Origin of the sequence: Agrococcus terreus, from assembly GCF_014645235.1 — a bacterium.
Taxonomy (GTDB): domain Bacteria; phylum Actinomycetota; class Actinomycetes; order Actinomycetales; family Microbacteriaceae; genus Agrococcus; species Agrococcus terreus.
Window position 1 is genome coordinate 576,801 of the sequence record NZ_BMLM01000002.1, and the last position, 17,585, is coordinate 594,385.

The 17,585-nt window shown below is 74.3% G+C and carries 17 protein-coding genes; 9 read left to right on the forward strand and 8 right to left on the reverse strand.

Annotated features, from left to right (window positions below):
- Positions 1-70: 70 nt before the first annotated feature.
- Positions 71-1,171: a phosphoribosylformylglycinamidine cyclo-ligase gene (purM, locus tag IEW90_RS12600; protein ID WP_188718620.1), complete on the reverse strand. Its 1,101-nt coding sequence runs from the start codon at positions 1,169-1,171 to the stop codon at positions 71-73.
- Between the two features lie 185 nt (positions 1,172-1,356).
- On the opposite strand from purM, the gene tdh reads away from it, so the two are divergent.
- The 3 genes from tdh to purF all read left to right on the forward strand — a co-directional run bounded on the left by tdh (position 1,357) and on the right by purF (position 5,247).
- The gene (gene tdh / locus IEW90_RS12605; RefSeq protein WP_188718621.1) at positions 1,357-2,406 is read left to right on the forward strand and encodes an L-threonine 3-dehydrogenase; all 1,050 of its coding nucleotides are present in this window, start codon (positions 1,357-1,359) and stop codon (positions 2,404-2,406) included.
- A complete protein-coding gene (locus IEW90_RS12610) occupies positions 2,406-3,584 on the forward strand; it encodes a glycine C-acetyltransferase (RefSeq protein ID WP_188718622.1) in 1,179 nt (392 codons plus the stop codon). The genes tdh and IEW90_RS12610 overlap by 1 nt, the downstream gene beginning before the upstream one ends.
- Before the next feature lie 205 nt (positions 3,585-3,789).
- Positions 3,790-5,247: an amidophosphoribosyltransferase gene (gene purF / locus IEW90_RS12615; RefSeq protein WP_188718623.1), complete on the forward strand. Its 1,458-nt coding sequence runs from the start codon at positions 3,790-3,792 to the stop codon at positions 5,245-5,247.
- Between the two features lie 31 nt (positions 5,248-5,278).
- Here the strand turns inward: purF and IEW90_RS12620 are convergent, their stop codons facing one another.
- The gene (locus IEW90_RS12620; protein ID WP_188718624.1) at positions 5,279-6,340 is read right to left on the reverse strand and encodes a hypothetical protein; all 1,062 of its coding nucleotides are present in this window, start codon (positions 6,338-6,340) and stop codon (positions 5,279-5,281) included.
- A 12-nt stretch (positions 6,341-6,352) separates the two neighbouring features.
- Positions 6,353-6,823, reverse strand: a complete 471-nt coding sequence (locus IEW90_RS12625) for a hypothetical protein (protein WP_188718625.1) — start codon at positions 6,821-6,823, stop codon at positions 6,353-6,355.
- Positions 6,824-6,940: 117 nt separating this feature from the next.
- Between IEW90_RS12625 and IEW90_RS12630 the strand changes: the two genes are divergently transcribed.
- Positions 6,941-8,311 (forward strand): short-chain fatty acid transporter, encoded by a 1,371-nt coding sequence (locus IEW90_RS12630; protein WP_229679666.1) that lies wholly within the window; start codon positions 6,941-6,943, stop codon positions 8,309-8,311.
- A 68-nt stretch (positions 8,312-8,379) separates the two neighbouring features.
- Here IEW90_RS12630 and IEW90_RS12635 read toward each other — a convergent pair whose 3' ends face one another.
- From IEW90_RS12635 to IEW90_RS12650, 4 genes are all read right to left on the reverse strand, one after another.
- Positions 8,380-9,333: a hypothetical protein gene (locus IEW90_RS12635; protein ID WP_188718626.1), complete on the reverse strand. Its 954-nt coding sequence runs from the start codon at positions 9,331-9,333 to the stop codon at positions 8,380-8,382.
- A 70-nt stretch (positions 9,334-9,403) separates the two neighbouring features.
- Entirely contained in the window at positions 9,404-10,420 is a 1,017-nt protein-coding gene (locus IEW90_RS12640) for a CNNM domain-containing protein (protein WP_188718627.1), read from the reverse strand.
- On the reverse strand, positions 10,417-11,868 hold the full coding sequence (locus IEW90_RS12645; protein WP_188718628.1) for a hemolysin family protein: 1,452 nt from the start codon (positions 11,866-11,868) through the stop codon (positions 10,417-10,419). The genes IEW90_RS12640 and IEW90_RS12645 overlap by 4 nt, the downstream gene beginning before the upstream one ends.
- A 264-nt stretch (positions 11,869-12,132) precedes the next feature.
- Positions 12,133-12,498, reverse strand: a complete 366-nt coding sequence (locus tag IEW90_RS12650; RefSeq protein WP_188718629.1) for a sterol carrier family protein — start codon at positions 12,496-12,498, stop codon at positions 12,133-12,135.
- A gap of 105 nt (positions 12,499-12,603) precedes the next feature.
- On the opposite strand from IEW90_RS12650, the gene purD reads away from it, so the two are divergent.
- Together purD and IEW90_RS12660 are read left to right on the forward strand one after the other, a co-directional pair.
- A complete protein-coding gene (purD, locus tag IEW90_RS12655; RefSeq protein ID WP_188718630.1) occupies positions 12,604-13,863 on the forward strand; it encodes a phosphoribosylamine--glycine ligase in 1,260 nt (419 codons plus the stop codon).
- Positions 13,860-14,732, forward strand: a complete 873-nt coding sequence (locus tag IEW90_RS12660) for a phosphoribosylaminoimidazolesuccinocarboxamide synthase (protein ID WP_188718631.1) — start codon at positions 13,860-13,862, stop codon at positions 14,730-14,732. The genes purD and IEW90_RS12660 overlap by 4 nt, the downstream gene beginning before the upstream one ends.
- A gap of 216 nt (positions 14,733-14,948) precedes the next feature.
- Here the strand turns inward: IEW90_RS12660 and ypfJ are convergent, their stop codons facing one another.
- Positions 14,949-15,851, reverse strand: coding sequence for a KPN_02809 family neutral zinc metallopeptidase (ypfJ, locus tag IEW90_RS12665; protein WP_188718632.1), 903 nt, complete (start codon positions 15,849-15,851; stop codon positions 14,949-14,951).
- Between the two features lie 122 nt (positions 15,852-15,973).
- On the opposite strand from ypfJ, the gene purS reads away from it, so the two are divergent.
- The 3 genes from purS (at position 15,974) to IEW90_RS12680 (ending at position 17,566) form a co-directional block, all read left to right on the forward strand.
- A complete protein-coding gene (purS, locus tag IEW90_RS12670) occupies positions 15,974-16,252 on the forward strand; it encodes a phosphoribosylformylglycinamidine synthase subunit PurS (protein WP_188718633.1) in 279 nt (92 codons plus the stop codon).
- Positions 16,249-16,938 carry a phosphoribosylformylglycinamidine synthase subunit PurQ gene (gene purQ / locus IEW90_RS12675; protein WP_188718634.1) on the forward strand — a complete coding sequence of 230 codons (690 nt, stop codon included), beginning with the start codon at positions 16,249-16,251 and terminating at the stop codon, positions 16,936-16,938. Before purS ends, purQ begins: the two co-directional genes overlap by 4 nt.
- Positions 16,939-17,074: 136 nt before the next feature.
- Positions 17,075-17,566: a DUF3817 domain-containing protein gene (locus tag IEW90_RS12680; RefSeq protein WP_188718635.1), complete on the forward strand. Its 492-nt coding sequence runs from the start codon at positions 17,075-17,077 to the stop codon at positions 17,564-17,566.
- Positions 17,567-17,585: the final 19 nt, after the last annotated feature.

Consider the following 17,585-nt stretch of genomic DNA (forward strand, 5'->3'; position numbering starts at 1 on the left):
GCGAGCGGCCTGGACGCGGCCGCTGACGCACCTGTGCGCGCCTCCGGCCCTGCGGCTCAGCCCGAGCGGGTCACCGGAACGCGCCGACGAGGCGCACGGCGCCGCCGTCGACGCCCTTGGCGCCGCGGATCCAGCCGCCCTCGACCAGCACGGCCTCGGCGGGCGCCGCCTGCACGCGGCCGACGGGGAACGCGGGGATGCCGGCCCGCTCGCTCGCGGCGACCACCGCATCCGCATCGGCCGCGTCGACGACGACGAGCATGCCGAGGCCGAGGTTCCAGGTGCCTTCCGCCTGCTCGACGCCGAAGCCGCCGAGGCCGGCGAGGGCGCGGAACACCTCGGGCACGGCCCAGGCCGTGCGGTCGACCTCGACCGCGAGGTGCTGCGGCAGCACGCGGGCGAGGTTGGCGGCGATGCCGCCGCCCGTCACGTGCGAGATGGAGCGGATGCCGAGCCCGCGCTCGAGCATGCCCAGGAGCGGCAGCGTGTAGAGGCGCGTGGGCTCGAGGAGCACCTCGGCGGCGACGCCGCCGAGCTCGTCGACGCGGTCGGTGAGGCCGATGCCGCGCTCGGCGAGCACGTGCCGCACGAGCGAGAAGCCGTTGGAGTGGAGGCCCGAGGAGGCCATGGCGACCACGACGTCGCCGTCGGCGACGCGCTCGGCGCCCAGCACCGCATCCGCCTCGACGACGCCCACCGCGGCGCCCGCGATGTCGTAGTCGTCGGGCTCCATGACGCCCGGGTGCTCGGCGGTCTCGCCGCCGACGAGGGCGGTGCCGGTGGCCTCGCAGGCCTCGGCGACGCCGCGCACGATGTCGGCGATGCGCTCGGGCACGACCCGGCCGACGGCGATGTAGTCGGTCATGAACAGCGGCTTCGCGCCCACGACGACGATGTCGTCGACGACCATGCCGACGAGGTCCTGGCCGATGGTGTCGTGCTTGTCGATCGCCTGCGCGAGCGCGATCTTCGTGCCGACGCCGTCGGTGCTCGTGGCGAGCAGCGGCTTGCGGTAGCTGCCCACGGCCGAGAGGTCGAAGAGGCCGGCGAAGCCGCCGACGCCGCCGAGGACGCCGGGGCCGTGGGTGCGCGAGACGGCCGCCTTCATGAGCTCGACCGCGCGGTCGCCCGCCTCGGTGTCGACGCCGGCGGACGCGTACGGATCGGTCATGGCCTCCAATCTACCGAGCCGCGCGCGCCCTGCCGCGCCCCGGCCCACGGATCTCAACCGGTTCAGTGGTCAGCCGAGGGCATGATCGCCTCCGCCGACCACAGGCCCGGTTGAGATCCGTGTCGGGATGCCAGGATGGTCGCGGCACACCCACCACCCCACCTCGTCGACGGAGACACGCCACCATGCGAGCACTCGTGACCCGAGGCGAGCCGGGACTCCGGCTCGTCGACATCCCGGAGCCCACCACCCCGCCCGGGCACGTGAAGGTGCGGGTGCTGCGCGCCGGCATCTGCGGCACCGACCTCCACATCGACGCGTGGGATGCGTGGGCGCAGTCGGCGGTCACGCCCGGCCTGACGGCGGGGCACGAGTTCTGCGGCGAGATCGTCGAGGTCGGCGAGGGGGTGACCGACTACGAGGTGGGCCAGCTCATGAGCGGCGAGGGACACGTGGTGTGCGGCCACTGCCGCAACTGCCGCGCCGGGCGCCGCCACCTGTGCATCCGCACCTCCAACCTCGGCGTGCAGCGCGACGGCGCCTTCGCCGAGTTCGTGGTGCTCCCCGCCGCGAACGTGTGGATGCACCCGGGCGTCACCGCCGCGAGCGCCACCCCCGAGCAGCTCGACGTGTTCGGCATCTACGACCCGTTCGGCAACGCCGTGCACACGGCGCTGAAGTTCCCGGTGATCGGCGAGGACGTGCTCGTCACGGGCGCCGGCCCCATCGGCCTCATGGCTGCGATGGTCGCCCGGCACGCGGGCGCCCGCCACATCGTCGTCACCGACATCGCGCCCGCCCGCCTGCAGCTCGCCGAGTCGCTCGGCTTCCGCGCCGTCGACACGAGCGCCACCGACCTGCGTGACGTGCAGCGCGAGCTCGGCATGACCGAGGGGTTCGACGTGGCGCTCGAGCTCTCGGGCGCCCCGAGCGCGCTCGTCGGCATCATCGAGAACCTCAACTTCGGCGGCCGCATCGCCATGCTGGGCCTGCCGTCGCGGCCGATCGAGATCGACTTCGCCAAGGTCGTCTCGCACATGCTCACCATCCAGGGCATCTACGGCCGCGAGATGTTCGAGACCTGGTACGCCATGGCGGCGATGGCCCAGACGGGCCTCGACGTCTCCCCCGTCATCACCGACCGCTTCGCGTTCTCCGAGTGGGAGGCCGCGTTCGAGCGCGCCCGCTCGGGCGCCGCAGGCAAGGTCGTCCTCGACTTCACGGAAGGTTCCTGATGTTCTCCGCACGCGCATCCATCGCCGACGAGCTCGCCGAGATCGAGGCCGCGGGCCTCACGAAGCGCGAGCGCGCCATCGACTCGCCGCAGGCCGCGACCGTGGTCGCGAACGGTGCCGAGGTGCTCAACTTCTGCGCCAACAACTACCTCGGCCTCGCCGACGACGAGCGGGTCGTGGAGGCGGCGAAGGCCGCGCTCGACGAGTGGGGCTTCGGGATGGCCTCGGTGCGCTTCATCTGCGGCACGCAGACGCAGCACCTCGAGCTCGAGGAGCGCCTCGCGCGCTTCCTCGGCCAGGAGGCGTCGATCCTCTACTCGTCGTGCTTCGACGCGAACGGGGGCCTGTTCGAGACGCTGCTGAGCGCCGACGACGCGGTGATCTCGGATGCCCTCAACCACGCGTCGATCATCGACGGCATCCGGCTGTCGAAGGCGAAGCGCTACCGCTACGCGAACCGCGACATGGCCGAGCTCGAGGCGCACCTGCAGGACGCGCAGGGCGCGCGCCGCCGGCTCATCGTGACCGACGGCGTCTTCTCGATGGACGGCTACCTCGCGCCGCTCGAGGCCATCTGCGACCTCGCCGAGCGCTACGACGCCATGGTGATGGTCGACGACTCGCACGCGGTCGGCTTCACCGGCGCGACGGGCGCCGGCACGCCCGAGCTCGCGCGCGTGCAGGACCGCGTCGACATCATCTCGGGCACGCTCGGCAAGGCGCTCGGTGGCGCGTCGGGCGGCTACATCGCCGCGCGCGCCGAGATCGTCGACCTGCTGCGCCAGCGCTCGCGCCCGTACCTCTTCTCGAACGCGCTCGCGCCGTCGGTCGTCGCGGGCTCGCTCGCGGCGCTCGACCTCGTCGAGGGTGCGGGCGAGCTGCGCGAGCGGCTGCAGCGCAACACGCGCCGCTTCCGCGCGGGCATGGAGGAGGCCGGCTTCGAGCTGCTGCCGGGCGAGCACCCGATCACCGCCGTCATGTTCCACGACGCGCGGCTCGCCGCCGACATGGCGGATGCGATGCTGCAGGAGGGCGTCTACGTGACGGCCTTCTCGTTCCCGGTCGTGCCGCGGGGCGAGGCGCGCATCCGCGTGCAGCTGTCGGCCGCGCACTCCGACGAGGACGTCGACCGAGCGGTCGCCGCGTTCGCAGCGTCGCGGGAGCGCGTCTCGGGCTGACCCTCCCACCGCTGGTCGAGGACCGAGCGGCGCAGCCGCACGCGTCACGAGACCTGTCGCCGACGGGGTCTCGTGACGGCAGCGGCTGCGCCGCGGCCTCGTCGACCAGCGGTGGAGCGGCTGCGGACGGGCGCACACCCGACGCCCGCGGCACGCCCCCGGCGGTACGCTGGACTCCTCCCCCCTCGGCAGAAGGAGCTCGCCTGTGTGCGGCATCGTCGGCATCGTCTCCGACTCGGGCGTCAACCAGCAGGTCTACGACGCCCTGGCCCTCCTCCAGCACCGCGGGCAGGACTCCACCGGCATCGCGACGGCCCAGGGCCGCTCGATCCACATGCGCAAGGCCAAGGGCCAGGTGCGCGAGGCGTTCCGCACCCGCGACATGCGCGCGCTGCTGGGCGACATCGGCCTCGGCCACGTGCGCTACGCCACCCGCGGCGAGGCCGAGAACGAGCTCGAGGCGCAGCCGTTCTACGTGAACGCGCCCTACGGCATCGTCCTCGTCCACAACGGCAACCTCACGAACACGCGCGAGCTCGAGGTCGAGCTCGCGACGGTCGACCACCGGCACGTGAACACCGGCTCCGACACCGAGATGCTCGTCAACGTGCTCGGCTCCGAGCTGCAGTCGCTCGTGAACGGCTCGGGCCTCGACGCCGACCACCTCTTCCGGGCGGTCCGCCGCGTGCACGAGCGCGTCGAGGGCTCCTACGGCGTCATCGCGCTCATCGCCGGCCACGGCCTGCTCGCCTTCCGCGACCCCTTCGGCATCCGCCCGCTCGTGCTCGGCTCGCGCCTGTCGGAGTCCGGCCGCACCGAGTGGATGGTCGCCTCCGAGTCGGTCGCCCTCACCGGATCCGGCTTCTCGATCGAGCGCGACGTGCGCCCCGGCGAGGCGATCTTCATCACCCCCGACGGCGAGCTCGCCTCGGCGCAGACGCACGACAGCCCGGTGCTGCTGCCCTGCGCGTTCGAGTACGTCTACCTCGCCCGCCCCGACTCGGTGATGAACGGCATCAACGTCTACGAGTCGCGCCTGCGCATGGGCGAGCGGCTCGCCGACACGATCGCGCAGTACACGCCCTCCGGCGCGATCGACGTGGTCATGCCGATCCCCGACTCCTCGCGCCCCGCCGCGATGGAGGTCGCCCGCCGGCTCGGCATCGAGTACCGCGAGGGCTTCTACAAGAACCGCTACGTCGGCCGCACGTTCATCATGCCCGGCCAGCAGCAGCGCAAGCGCTCGGTGCGGCAGAAGCTCAACGCGCTCGAGAGCGAGTTCCGCGGCAAGAACGTGCTCGTCGTCGACGACTCGATCGTGCGCGGCACGACGAGCCGCGAGATCGTCGACATGATGCGCTCCGTCGGCACGAACAGCGTCACCTTCACCTCGGCGGCGCCGCCCGTGCGCTACCCGCACGTCTACGGCATCAACATGCCCTCGCGCGCCGAGCTCATCGCCTCGGGGCGCACGATCCCGCAGGTGAACGACGCGCTGGGCAGCGACTTCCTCGTCTACCAGGAGGTGCCCGACCTGCAGCGGGCGATCCTCGACGGCACCGACATCGAGGGCCTCGACCTGTCGTGCTTCACGGGCGAGTACGTGACCGGATCGGTCACCGACGAGTACCTCGAGTGGGTCGAGCGGACCCAGCTCTCCTGAGCGTCGTTTCGCCCGACCGCGTGCGCTCGGCCTAGGCGGCGACGCGCTCCCGCGAGCCGGGAGCCCACGCGCCGAGCCCCGCGACGAGGCAGGCGATCGCCGCGCCGAGCACGACGTCGGTGAGCGGCACCGCGGTGAGCAGCAGGGCTGCGACGCCCGCGCCCGCGGCGCCCGCGAGCGCCAGCAGCGCGAGCTGCCCGGGCGAGAGCCGCAGGCCCGCGCGGCGCGCGAGCTCGGCGAGGGCGACGAGCGCCGCCGCGCCGATGCCGAGGACGACGGCGGCGAGGAGGTCGGCGAGGCCCGGGCGCGCGACGGGCGCCGCGAGGGCCGCGGCGCCCGCCACGGTCGCGAGCGTCGGCACGGCGACGGAGGCGGGGAGCCGCTCGGCGAGGCGCGCGAGCGGCGGACCGAGCAGCGCGCCGAGCGCGAGCGCGAGCGCCGTCGGTCCCGCGGGCTGCGGCTCGACCCCGCCGAGCGCTGAGAGCGCGGGCCGGAGCGCCACCACGGCGACGGCCCCGGCGGCGCCGATCGCGAGCAGCGCCCAGGTGCGGCCGAGCGGCGCGGGCCGCGGGGGCTCGGCGCGGTGCGCGTCGACCGGCGTCGTGAGCAGCAGCGCCGCGGCGGCGGCGAGCAGCGCCGCGAGCAGCGCGAGCGGCACGAGCAGCGGCAGGCCGAGCGCGCCGGACGCGGCGACGAGCGCCGCGCCCGCGGCGAGCGCGAGGAGCGTGGGGGCGATCCGCACCGCGGGCGCCAGCGCCGGCGCCTCGTCGACCGCCGCGAGCGTGGCGCGGACGTGCATCGCCATCGGCGCGACGACGATGCTCAGGAGCGCGAGCCGCTCCGGCTCGACCGACACGAGCGCCGAGACGGCGAGCGACACCGCCCAGCCGAGCGCGAGCAGCACCGCGACGGCGGCCTGCCGCGCGGGGGCGGCGCGCACCGGCACGACGAGCGCGAGCGCGCCGACGGCGACCACGATCGCGGCGCCGAGCGCGAGGGAGGATGCGGGCACGGGCGACTGCGCGGCGAGCGCGAGCGCGGTGCCGAAGCCGGTCCAGGCGAGCGCGTGCGCGACGGACGGCCGTGCGCGCATGCCCGCCACCGGTCAGCTTTCGCGGGTGCGGTCGGTGCCGGCGTCGCCGGGCTCGGCGCCCGGCCCGTCGGCGTCGCGATCGGCGTCGCGGCGCTGCACCGGCTCGAACGAGCCCTCCACCGCATCCGTCCGCTCCGGCTCGACCGGCTCGGCCTCGACCACCTCGTCGACGACGACGTGCTCGGCGACGAGCGTGCGGGCGCGGCGCGAGAGCCTGCGATCGATGAGGATGGCGACGAGGCCGCCGAGGCCGCCGCCCACGACGAAGCCGACGACGAGCGAGAGCCCGACGACGGGGCTCGTGTCGACGCGCGCGCCCTCGGCGTTCACGCCGGGGCCCATCGCGGAGGAGATCGCCCACGCGACGAGGATGCCGACGAGCGCGCCGATCGCCATGAAGATGCCGTACTTCGGGCTGCGGCGCACCTGCACCTCGACGTTGCGGGCGTCGTCGTGGGGGGCGGGGTCGTGCGGCGCGTCCATGCCCCCATGATCCCAGACCCGGCGCCGGGCCGAGGCCCGGGAGCGCCTGGCTAGGCTGTGAGCAGGCCCTGAGCCCGCCTCACCGAACGCACGATGCCACGCACGATGGAGTGACGCATGTCGAGAACCCCTGCCCCCACGAAGCCCTCAGGAGCCCCGCTCGCACGCGCGATGCGGCCCGTCAACTCGGTCGTCGAGCGCTGGATCCCCTCCGCGCTCGTGTTCGGCCTCGCGCTCACCGCCGTCATCGCCGTGCTCGCGCTCGTCATCACCCCGACGAACCCCGTCGACCTCGTCCAGGGCTGGGGCGACGGCCTGTCGGGCCTCCTGGCCTTCATGACGCAGATGGCGCTCATCCTGCTGCTCGGGCACATGCTCGCGAACACGCGGCCGGTGCGGCGGCTCCTCCGCCGGCTCTCGGCGCTGCCGCAGACGCCGCTGCAGGCCTACCTCTTCGTCTTCGTCATCGCCGCGGTCGCGTCGCTCATCACCTGGGGCCTCGGCCTCGTCGTCGGCGGACTGCTCGCCAAGGAGGTCGCCGCCTCGGGCCGCGAGCGCGGCGTGCGCCTGCACTTCCCGATGCTCGTCGCCGCCGGCTTCTCGGGCTTCGTCGTCTGGCACATGGGCTACTCGGGGTCCGGCCCGCTCACGGCAGCGACGCCCGACTCCTTCATCGCCGAGCAGCTCGGCGGCACCCTGCCCGTGACCGAGACGACGTTCTCGAGCTGGAACATGATCGCGGCGGTCGCGACCGTCGTCGTGGTCGCCGGCGCGCTCGCGCTCGTCGCGCCCCGCGGCGCCGACCGCGTCGTGGAGCTCGAGATCGACGCGCGCGACGGCGAGACGGCCGAGGAGGAGGTCGTGACGCCCGCCGACCGCATCGACGCGAGCCGCATCCCCACCCTGCTCACGGGCGTCGCGCTCGTCGCGTACCTCGTGATCCACTTCGCCCGCGGCGGCACGATCACGCTCGACATCGTCAACTGGACGTTCCTCGCGCTCATCCTGCTGCTCGTGCGCAGCCCCTTCGAGATCATCCGCCTCACGAAGGAGGCGGCCTCGAACGTGGGCGAGATCCTGCTGCAGTTCCCGCTCTACGCCGGCATCCTCGGCATGATGACCGCCTCCGGCCTCATCCAGGTCTTCTCGGATGCGTTCGTCGCCATCGCGACGCCGCAGACGTTCGGCGTGCTCGCGCTGCTCTCGGCGGGGCTCGTGAACTTCTTCGTGCCCTCCGGCGGCGGGCAGTTCGCGGTGCAGGCTCCGATCATGCTCGACGCGGCCGAGCGGCTCGGCGTCGACCCCGCGATCCCGATCATGGCGGTGGCCTACGGCGACCAGTGGACCAACATGATCCAGCCGTTCTGGGCGCTGCCCCTGCTGGCCATCGCGGGCCTCAAGATGCGCGACATCCTCGGCTACACGACCGTGACGCTGCTCGCGTCCGGCCTCGTGTTCGCGGCGACGATGCTGCTCGTCTCGCTCTGAGCCGGCGACGGCCCCGCGGCAGCGCGCCGCGGGGCCGTCGTGCGCCCGGAGTCGCCCAGGGGCGCAGCTCAGCGGCGGCGCTGCAGGAGCGAGTTCAGGCTCAGCGAGGTGCGCGAGAGCGAGCCGGTGGTGAGCGACGACGACGAGAGCGCGGAGCCGCGGCGTCGGATGCGCTCCGAGTCGGCGAGGTCGAGCCGGCCGACGAGCGCCTCGACCTCGGCGTCGAGGCGCGGCTGCGGCATCGCGCGGGCGGCGTCGCGCGCGGCGCGCTGCGCCTGCGCGGCGGCCTGGGCGGCGGCGCGGCGCGGGTCGTCGGCGGCGCGGCGGGCGCGCTCCTCGACCTGGCCGCGCAGCTGCTCGATGCGGGCGAGCCGGTCGGCGCCGGGCTGCGCGGGGTTCTGCAGCTGCTGCTGGGCCGGCGGCCGCCACTGCTGGGGCGCCGGGTTCGCGACCTGCTGGGCGGGCGCCTGCTGGCCGTAGCCCTGCTGGCCGTAGCCCTGCTGCGCACGCTGCTGCGGCTGCTGCGGCGCCCACTCCTGCCGCCGGGCCGCCTCCGTCTCGCGCGCGACCGCCTCGATCCGCTCGCGCCACGACTGCGGCGCCGCGGCTGCTGCCGACTGCACGGCCGACTGGCCGGAGGTGCGCGCGTCCTGCGCGCGCTGCGTGGCCTGGCGCAGCTGCTCCTGCGTGGCGGCGTAGCGCTCCTCGGCCTCGTTGCGCGCCTGGCCCAGGCTGCCGCGCAGGCGGTCGCCCGCGCGCTGGCCGGTGCCGCGCAGCGCGCGCCGCAGCGCGCCCCAGCCGCCGCGCACCATGAGCAGGCCGATGAACGAGGCGCCGCCCGCGAACAGGAGCGGCACGAGCGCGGTCTCGAGCGCCGTGTCGACGCCCCACACCACCGCGGTCTGCGCCGTCCAGCCGAGCCACTGGAAGAGGTTGGGCACGCCGTTGAGCAGCAGGATGACGCCGATCACGAGCAGCACGATCGGACCGATGATGCCCTGCGGGCGCACGACCTGGGCCATGCCCCCAGCATCGCAGGCCGCGCTGGGAGCCGCCATCCGCCGAGCCGGGCCCGGCGGACGGCGGCCCGGATCAGCCTGCCGCGGCTGGCGTCGCCGCCGGCAGCACCTCGCGGAGGAGGTCGTCGAGCGTGACGACACCCACCAGGGCGCCGTCGGCGACGACCGTCGCGAGCTGCACGCGCTCGCGGCGCATGCGGGTGAGCGTGTCGTGCACCGAGGCGGCCGCGTCCACCGAGAAGGCGTCGCGCGCCAGCTCGGCCACCGGGGTCGCCGCGGGCACCGCGAGCGTGTCGCGCACGTGCACGACGCGCGCGTCCGCGCCGGTGCCGACGAGCACCCGGAGGTGCCCCGTGGCGCCGGAGGCGGCCTGCACGTCGGCGGCGGTCGCATCCTCCGCCACCGCGGTCGGGGCGGCGCCCGTCTGCACGACGTCGGCGATCGTGAGCGACACGAGGTCGATCGCCTTCGCGATCGGCTCCGAGTACTGCGTCTCGAGCACGCCGGCCGCGCGCGAGTGCGCGACGAGCTCGCGGATCGTGTCGACGTCCTGGCCACCGGCCGCCGCCTTCTCGACCGGCTCGACGCCCGAGGCCTGCACGAGGCGGTTGGCGATCCGGTTGATCCAGAGGAGGAACGGCCGCAGCGGCCACGTCATGGCGCGCGCCGCGATGCCCGTCGCCTTCGCGGCGGTCTCGGGGTGCGCGATCGCCCACGACTTGGGCGCCATCTCGCCGATGACGAGGTGCAGGAACGTCACCACGATGAGCGCGAGCACGAAGGCGATGATGTCCGCGAGCACGTAGGGCAGGCCCCACGACTCGAAGATCGGCGACAGCGCGTAGTCGATCGCCGGCTTCGTGATCGCGCCGAGCAGGAACGTGCAGACCGTGATGCCGAGCTGTGCGAAGGCCAGCATGACCGTCAGCTCGTTGACGCCGCGGAGCGCGGCGCGCGCGGAGGCGCTGCGAGGCGCCTCCTCCTCCAGCCGGTGCCGGCGCGCGGCGAGCAGCGCGAACTCCACGATGACGAAGAAGGCGCTCGCGACGATGAGGAGCGTCGTCACGAGGGCGACCATCCAGGGGCTCATCGTCCGACCTCCTCGTCCGCGGCCGCCGCGGGGACCGCATCGGCCTCCGCGCGCGCCGCATCGTCGCCCTCGGCGTCCGCCTCTGCCTCCGCCTCCGCGCGGTCGAGCTCCAGCAGCCGCAGGGTCACCTGCGACGGCACGTGGCGCTCCACCTCCGCGATGCCGATCTCGATCCAGCGGTCGATCTCGATGCCCTCCACCGCCTCGCCGGCCCGCTCGGGCAGGTCGACGCGCACGACCGCGCCCTCCGGGGGCAGGTCGCCGTGGTGGGCGATCGCGAGGCCCGCGATGGTCTCGTGGTCGCTCTCGGGCAGGTCGTGGCCGATGAGGCGCTCGACCTCGTCGAGGTGCACGTCGCCGGGCAGCGTCCACGCGTGGTCGCCCGCCGCGTGCACGGCCGGCTCGACCTCGTCGTGCTCGTCCTCCAGCTCGCCCACGACCTCCTCCGTGAGGTCCTCGATCGTGAGGATGCCGTCGAACGAGCCGTGCTCGTCGACGACGCACACGAGCTCGTTGCGGCTGCGCTGCATGCGCTCGAGCGCGGCCGGCAGCAGCATCGTCGTCGGCAGCACCACCGCGTCGCGCATCACCGCGGTGACGGGCGCGTCGTCCGGCGCGCCGCTGCGCAGCACGTCGACGAGCTCGACGACGCCGACGGGCGAGTCGTGCTCGTCGACCACCGGGTAGCGGGTGTGCGCGGTCGCCATGAGCGCCCGCACCTCGCCGATCGTCGTGGTCGGCTGCACCGAGCCGACGCGCGAGCGCGGCACCATGGCGTGCTCGACGTCCCGCTGCGGGAAGTCGAGGATGCGGTCGATCATCATCGACAGGTCGGCCGGCAGGTGGCCGCTCAGCCTCGACTCCTCGACGATCGCCTCGAGGTCGCGCGCCGTGGCGCTCGCGTCGACGTCCTCGAGCGGCTCGATGCGCAGCAGGCGCAGCAGCGCGTTCGCCGCGATGTCGAACACCGCGATGAGCCAGCCGAAGGCGAGCAGGTAGATGCGCGTCGGGATCGCGAGCGCGCGGGCCAGCGGCTCGGGGCTCGCGATCGCGAGGTTCTTCGGGTACAGCTCGCCGAAGATCATCGTCACGACGGTGGCGAGCACGAGCGCGCCGGTCGTGCCGATGAGCACGCTCACGGCCGGGTCGATGCCGACGCCGCCCAGCAGCGTGCCGAGCGACTCGCCGATCAGCGGCTCGGCGACGTAGCCGATGAGGAGGCCGGTGACGGTGATGCCGAGCTGGGCGCCCGACAGCATGAAGGAGGTGCGCTTCGTGATTGCCTGCACGCGCTTCGACGGCAGGTCGCCCGCGGCGGCGCGCGCCGCGATCCGCGAGCGGTCGACCGACATGTAGGCGAACTCCTGCGCGACGAAGAAGCCGCAGGCGGCGATGATCGCCAGGGTGAGCAGGACGCCGAGGAGCAGCGTGAGCGTGGCCTCGAGCATCAGCGGTCACCCCCTCGGGGGGTGGGCGTCAGGCCGGGTTCTCGGCCCTCCGGATCGAGACTTCGTCCCTCCGAATCGGGACTTCGTCCCTCCGAATCGGGACTTCGTCCCTCCGAGTCGGGGGAGGGACTTCTGCCCTCCGAGTCGGGGGCAGGGCTTCGATGGCTCACGGGTCTCTCTCGTGGGTCAGGGAACGCGGAGGCTCCAGGATATCGGGCGCGCCATGGCGCGGCTATGGGGCCGCCGAGCATGCGTCGGCGGGCCTCAGCGCTCCGCCGCCCTGACCAGCGGCAGCCAGGCGGAGACGTCGGCGCGCACGCCCGACGCGCGCACGGCGCCGCGCCCCACCGCCTCCGACCACGTCTCGCGGCCGGTCGCGAGCGCGAGCCAGGTGGCCGCATCCGTCTCGATCACGTTCGGCGGGGTGCCGCGGGTGTGGCCGGGCCCCTCGACCGCCTGCACGGCGCCGAACGGCGGCACGCGCACCTCGACGCTCTTGCCGGGCGCGCGATCCGCGAGGCACTGCAGCGCGTACCGCACCGCGAGCGCCGTCGTCGGCCGGTCGGCGCCGGGCCCGACCGCCGCGCGCACCGCGTCGGTGCCGTCGAGGTCGGGGATGCGCTTCGCCACCCGACCAGGCTAGGCCGCGCCGCCCACCCCGGCGTCCGGCGTCGTCGCAGAGGATGCATGGATCGCGCCGGTCGGCGGGATGCGCTCGCGCCGTAGGATGTCGTGGTGCGGATCCTGGTACTCGGCAGCGGCGCGCGCGAGCACGCCATCATCGCGGCGCTCCTGACGGAGGGCGGCCACGAGATCACGGCCGCGCCCGGCAACGCGGGCATCGCCCGCGACGTCGAGACGGTGCGGATCGACATCAAGGACCCGCAGCTCGTCACCGAGCTCGCCGTCGACGGCGGCTTCGACCTCGTCGTCATCGGCCCCGAGGCGCCGCTCGTCGCCGGCGTCGCCGATGCGCTCCGCAAGGCCGGCGTGCCCGCCTTCGGCCCGTCGAAGGCCGCGGCCCGCATCGAGGGCTCGAAGTCGTTCGCGAAGGACGTCATGGCCCGCGCGGGCGTGCCCACCGGATCCGACCGCTCGGTCACGTCGATCGAGGCCGTGCGCGAGGCGCTCGACGCCTCCCCCGCCCCCTGGGTGCTCAAGGCCGACGGCCTCGCCGCCGGCAAGGGCGTCATCGTCACCGACGACCGCGCCGCCGCCGAGGCGCACGCCGAGGCGTTCCTGCCCGACGGCCCGATCCTCGTCGAGGAGTTCCTCGCCGGCCCCGAGGTGAGCCTGTTCGTCATCACCGACGGCGAGCACGCGATGCCGCTCGCGCCTGCGCAGGACTTCAAGCGGCTCGGCGACGACGACGCCGGCCCCAACACCGGCGGCATGGGCGCCTACTCGCCGCTCCCCTGGCTCGCCGAGCGCTTCGGCTCGGAGCAGGCGTTCGTCGACGAGGTCGTCGAGACCGTCGCGCTGCCCACCATCCGCGCGATGGCCGAGGCGGGCACGCCCTTCCAGGGCCTCCTGTACTGCGGCCTCATCGTCACCGACCAGGGCGTGAAGGTCATCGAGTTCAACGCGCGCTTCGGCGACCCGGAGACGCAGGTCGTGCTGCCGCGCGTGGCCTCCGGCCTCGGCGCCGCGCTGCTCGCGGCCGCCGACGGCACGCTCGCCGACGCCGCGCCGCTCGAGTGGCACGACTCGGCCGCCGTCACGGTCGTGCTCGCGAGCGAGGGCTACCCGGGCGACCCCGTCACGGGCCGCGTGATCGAGGGCGTCGACGAGGCGCAGCAGGTCGAGGGCGTGCGCGTGCTGCACGCCGCGACCGGCGAGGGCGAGCACGGCCTCACCGCCACGGGCGGCCGCGTGCTCAACGTCGTCGGCACCGGCGCGACGCTCGCCGAGGCGCGCGAGCGCGCCTACCGGGGCCTCGGCCGCATCCGCCTCGAGGGCGGCCAGGCGCGCACCGACATCGCGGCCAAGGCATGACCGCGGCCGGCGCCGCGTCGCTGCCCGGCTGGGACCTCGCCTACAGCGGCAAGGTCCGCGACCTCCACGTGCCCGAGGGCACGACGCTCGGGACCGCGCCCGAGATGCTCATGGTCGCCTCCGACCGCGTCTCGGCCTTCGACCAGGTGCTCGACCCCGCCATCCCCGGCAAGGGCGAGCTGCTCACGACGCTCACCCGCTGGTGGATCCGCCGCCTCGGCCTGCCCGACCAGCTCGCGCCCGACGCCGACGCCCGCACCCCCGAGGCCGTGCGCGGCCGGGCGATGCTCGTGCGCACGCTCGACATGCTCCCCGTCGAGTGCGTCGTGCGCGGCCGGGTGACCGGATCCGGCCTCAAGGAGTACCGCGAGGTCGGCTCGATCTCGGGCGTCGTGCTGCCGGAGGGGCTGCAGGACGGCGACGCGCTGCCCGAGCCGATCTACACGCCCGCCTGGAAGGCGCCGCAGGGGCAGCACGACGAGAACGTGTCGTTCGAGCGCACCGTGGACCTCGTGGGCGCGGAGCATGCGGAGGGCATCCGCGCGCTGAGCCTGTCGGTGTTCGCGCAGGCCGCCGCGATCGCCGCGGAGGCGGGCCTGGTGCTGGCCGACACGAAGTTCGAGTTCGGCGTGGATCGCGCGACGGGCGAGCTCGTGCTCGCCGACGAGGTGCTCACCTCCGACTCCTCGCGGTACTGGGATGCGGCGGCGCTCGCCGAGGGCCGCGTCGAGTCGTTCGACAAGCAGATCGTGCGCGACTGGCTCGCCGCCCACTGGGACGGGCAGGGCGAGCCGCCCGTGCTCCCCGACGACGTCGTGGCGCGCACCTCGGCCCGCTACCGCGAGCTCATCGAGCGCCTCACCGCCTAGCGGCGCGGCCCGCTCGCGCCGCCGCCACCCCCTCCGGTCGAGGAGCGCGCCGCCGCTCCCCCACCGCTGGTCGAGGAGCGCGCCGCCGGAGGCGGCACGCGTCTGAAGACCACCGATGCGCGACAGAGTCTCGGTGGGGCCTCGAGACGGCAGCGGCCTGCGGCCGCGGCCTCCTCGACCAGCGGGTGGCGCGGCCTCCTCGACCAACCGGGAGGCTCAGACCTCCGGAGCGCTCCAGGTGTCGCAGGCGCCGACGCCGCCCTCCATGCCGTTCTCGAGCCAGCGCATCCGCTGCTCGCTCGAGCCGTGCGTCCAGCCCTCGGGGTTCGAGCCGCCGCCGCTCATCTCCTGCAGCCGGTCGTCGCCGATCGTCTGGGCCGCATCCATCGCCTGCGAGATCTCCTCGCGCGTCGGCTCGATGAGCACGGGCGCGCCGCCGTCGTCGTCGCGCACCTGCGAGGCGCCCGCGATCCAGGCGCCGGCGTAGCAGTCGGCCTGCAGCTCGCTGCGCACCGCGCTCGACTGCGGCCCGGTGTCGCCCTGCTGCACGTTCTGCAGCTGGCCCGTGAGGTTCTGCACGTGGTGGCCCCACTCGTGCGCGAGCACGTAGAGCTCGGCGAGGTTGCCGCCCTCGGCGCCGAACCGGTCGCGCATGTCGGCGAAGAAGGTCTCATCGAGGTAGATGCGCTGGTCGGGCGGGCAGTAGAACGGGCCGACCGCGCTCGTCGCGCCGCCGCATCCGGTCTGCACCTGGCGGTCGAACAGCTGCACCGTCGGGTCCTGGTACTCGACGCCGGCCGCGGAGGCCGTCTCGGTCCAGAAGCGCGACATGGAGTCGGCCCCGCCCTCCATGCGGCAGGTCACGTTGGCGGGGTCGTTGGCCTGCTCGCCGGTGCAGCCCGTGACCTCCTCGCCCTGCTGCTGCTGCTGCGACTGCGGCGAGATGGGGTCGCCGGGCGCCAGGCCCGTGAGGTCGACGCCGAAGATCATCGAGGCGATCACGAGCAGGAGGGTGACGATGCCGCCGCCGCCCACCGCGATCGCGCCGCCGCGACCGCCTCCGCCGCCGCCCGTGCTCACCGCCGAGGTGTCGAACCCCGCGTCGCCCCTGAACGTCATGGGCACACTGTAGACCTGCGGATCCGGGCCTCGGCCGGGAGTCCGCCGAGCACGCGCGCCCGCGGGTCCGCGCGCGAACGTAGACTGGACGCATCCCCTCCACCGACCCCAGGGAGCGACCCATGGCCCTCATCGTCGTCGACGTCATGCCGAAGGCGGAGATCCTCGATCCGCAGGGCAAGGCGGTCACCCGCGCGCTCGCGCGCCTCGGCCACGAGGCCGTCGGCGAGGTGCGGGTCGGCAAGCGCTTCGAGCTCCGCGTCGAGGGCGAGGCCACCGAGGCGCTGCTCGCCCAGGTGCGCGAGGTCGCCGGCGAGGTGCTCGCGAACACGGTGATCGAGGACGTCGTGGGCGTCCACGTCGTCGACGACGCGGCCGCGCCGCAGCAGGTCTCCCGATGAGGGTCGGCGTCGTCACCTTCCCCGGCACGCTCGACGACCGCGACGCGCAGCGCGCCGTCCGCCTCGCGGGCCACGAGGCCGTCGCGCTCTGGCACGGCGAGCACGACCTGCAGGGCGTCGAGGCGATCGTGCTGCCCGGCGGCTTCTCGTACGGCGACTACCTGCGCTGCGGCGCCATCGCGGCGCTCTCGCCGATCATGACCGAGGTCGTCGACGCCGCCCGCCGCGGCATGCCCGTGCTCGGCATCTGCAACGGCTTCCAGATGCTCGCCGAGGCGCGCCTGCTGCCCGGCGGCCTCGTGCGCAACGCATCCGGCCTGTTCGTGCGCAAGGACCAGGTGCTGCGGGTCGAGCGCGCCGACACCGCCTGGACGAACCGCTTCGACTCGGGCCAGGAGATCGTCATCCCGATGAAGAACGGCGAGGGCCGCTTCGTCGCGACCCCCGAGGAGCTCGCGCGCATCGAGGGCGAGGGCCTCGTGGCCTTCCGCTACGTGGGCGAGAACCCCAACGGCTCGCTCGACGACATCGCCGGCCTCACGAACGAGGCGGGCAACGTCGTGGGCCTCATGCCGCACCCGGAGCACGCGGTCGAGCTCGGCTTCGGCCCGACCACGACGCGCATGAAGGCGGGCCTCGACGGCCTCGAGATCTTCAAGAGCGCCCTGGAGCGCGTCGCGGCGTAGACCGCCAGCCCCGCTGGTCGAGGAGGCCGCGCCGCAGGCGCTGCCGTCTCGAGACCCCCTGCTGCACGGGTCTCGTGACGCGTGCGGCTTCGCCGCGCGCACCTCGACCGACGGGGGCGTTGTGTAGGCTGTCTGCATGAGCGCGGCGACCCCGACGACCACCGGCCTCTCCCCGAAGCGGCTCTACCGCATCCTCGCGATCGGCGAGGCGATCACCTGGACGCTCCTCATCGTCGCGATGGTGCTGCGCTACGGGTTCGGCCAGGACTGGGCGGTGCCGATCGCCGGGCCGATCCACGGCTTCGTGTTCCTCGCCTACGGCGCGATGCAGCTCGTCGTCGGCCGCAACCAGCGCTGGCGCACCGGCACGACGCTCCTCGGCATCGTCACCGCCGTCATCCCCTACGCGACGATCCCGTGGGAGCGCCGCATCGAGCGCCGCGGCCTGCTCGACGGCGACTGGCGCACGGAGGCGGGCGACGACCCGCGCGACGCGGGCGCGATCGACCGCCTCTTCCGCTGGGCGATCCGCCACCCGATCCTCACCGCCCTCGTCGTGCTCGCGGTCGTCGCGATCGTGTTCGCGGTGCTGCTGCAGGCCGGCCCGCCGACCGAGTGGTTCGCCTGATGCGCACGCCGCTGGGGGA

Coding starts and splice junctions, on each gene's coding strand:
- IEW90_RS12640 (WP_188718627.1), bottom strand. CDS start 10,420: ATGAGCCCCTGGATGGTCGCCCTCGTGACGACGCTCCTCATCGTCGCG.
- purQ (WP_188718634.1), top strand. CDS start 16,249: ATGAGGGTCGGCGTCGTCACCTTCCCCGGCACGCTCGACGACCGCGAC.
- IEW90_RS12625 (WP_188718625.1), bottom strand. CDS start 6,823: ATGGACGCGCCGCACGACCCCGCCCCCCACGACGACGCCCGCAACGTC.
- tdh (WP_188718621.1), top strand. CDS start 1,357: ATGCGAGCACTCGTGACCCGAGGCGAGCCGGGACTCCGGCTCGTCGAC.
- IEW90_RS12660 (WP_188718631.1), top strand. CDS start 13,860: ATGACCGCGGCCGGCGCCGCGTCGCTGCCCGGCTGGGACCTCGCCTAC.
- IEW90_RS12620 (WP_188718624.1), bottom strand. CDS start 6,340: ATGCGCGCACGGCCGTCCGTCGCGCACGCGCTCGCCTGGACCGGCTTC.
- IEW90_RS12645 (WP_188718628.1), bottom strand. CDS start 11,868: ATGCTCGAGGCCACGCTCACGCTGCTCCTCGGCGTCCTGCTCACCCTG.
- ypfJ (WP_188718632.1), bottom strand. CDS start 15,851: ATGACGTTCAGGGGCGACGCGGGGTTCGACACCTCGGCGGTGAGCACG.
- purM (WP_188718620.1), bottom strand. CDS start 1,171: ATGACCGATCCGTACGCGTCCGCCGGCGTCGACACCGAGGCGGGCGAC.
- IEW90_RS12610 (WP_188718622.1), top strand. CDS start 2,406: ATGTTCTCCGCACGCGCATCCATCGCCGACGAGCTCGCCGAGATCGAG.
- purS (WP_188718633.1), top strand. CDS start 15,974: ATGGCCCTCATCGTCGTCGACGTCATGCCGAAGGCGGAGATCCTCGAT.
- IEW90_RS12680 (WP_188718635.1), top strand. CDS start 17,075: ATGAGCGCGGCGACCCCGACGACCACCGGCCTCTCCCCGAAGCGGCTC.
- IEW90_RS12630 (WP_229679666.1), top strand. CDS start 6,941: ATGTCGAGAACCCCTGCCCCCACGAAGCCCTCAGGAGCCCCGCTCGCA.
- IEW90_RS12635 (WP_188718626.1), bottom strand. CDS start 9,333: ATGGCCCAGGTCGTGCGCCCGCAGGGCATCATCGGTCCGATCGTGCTG.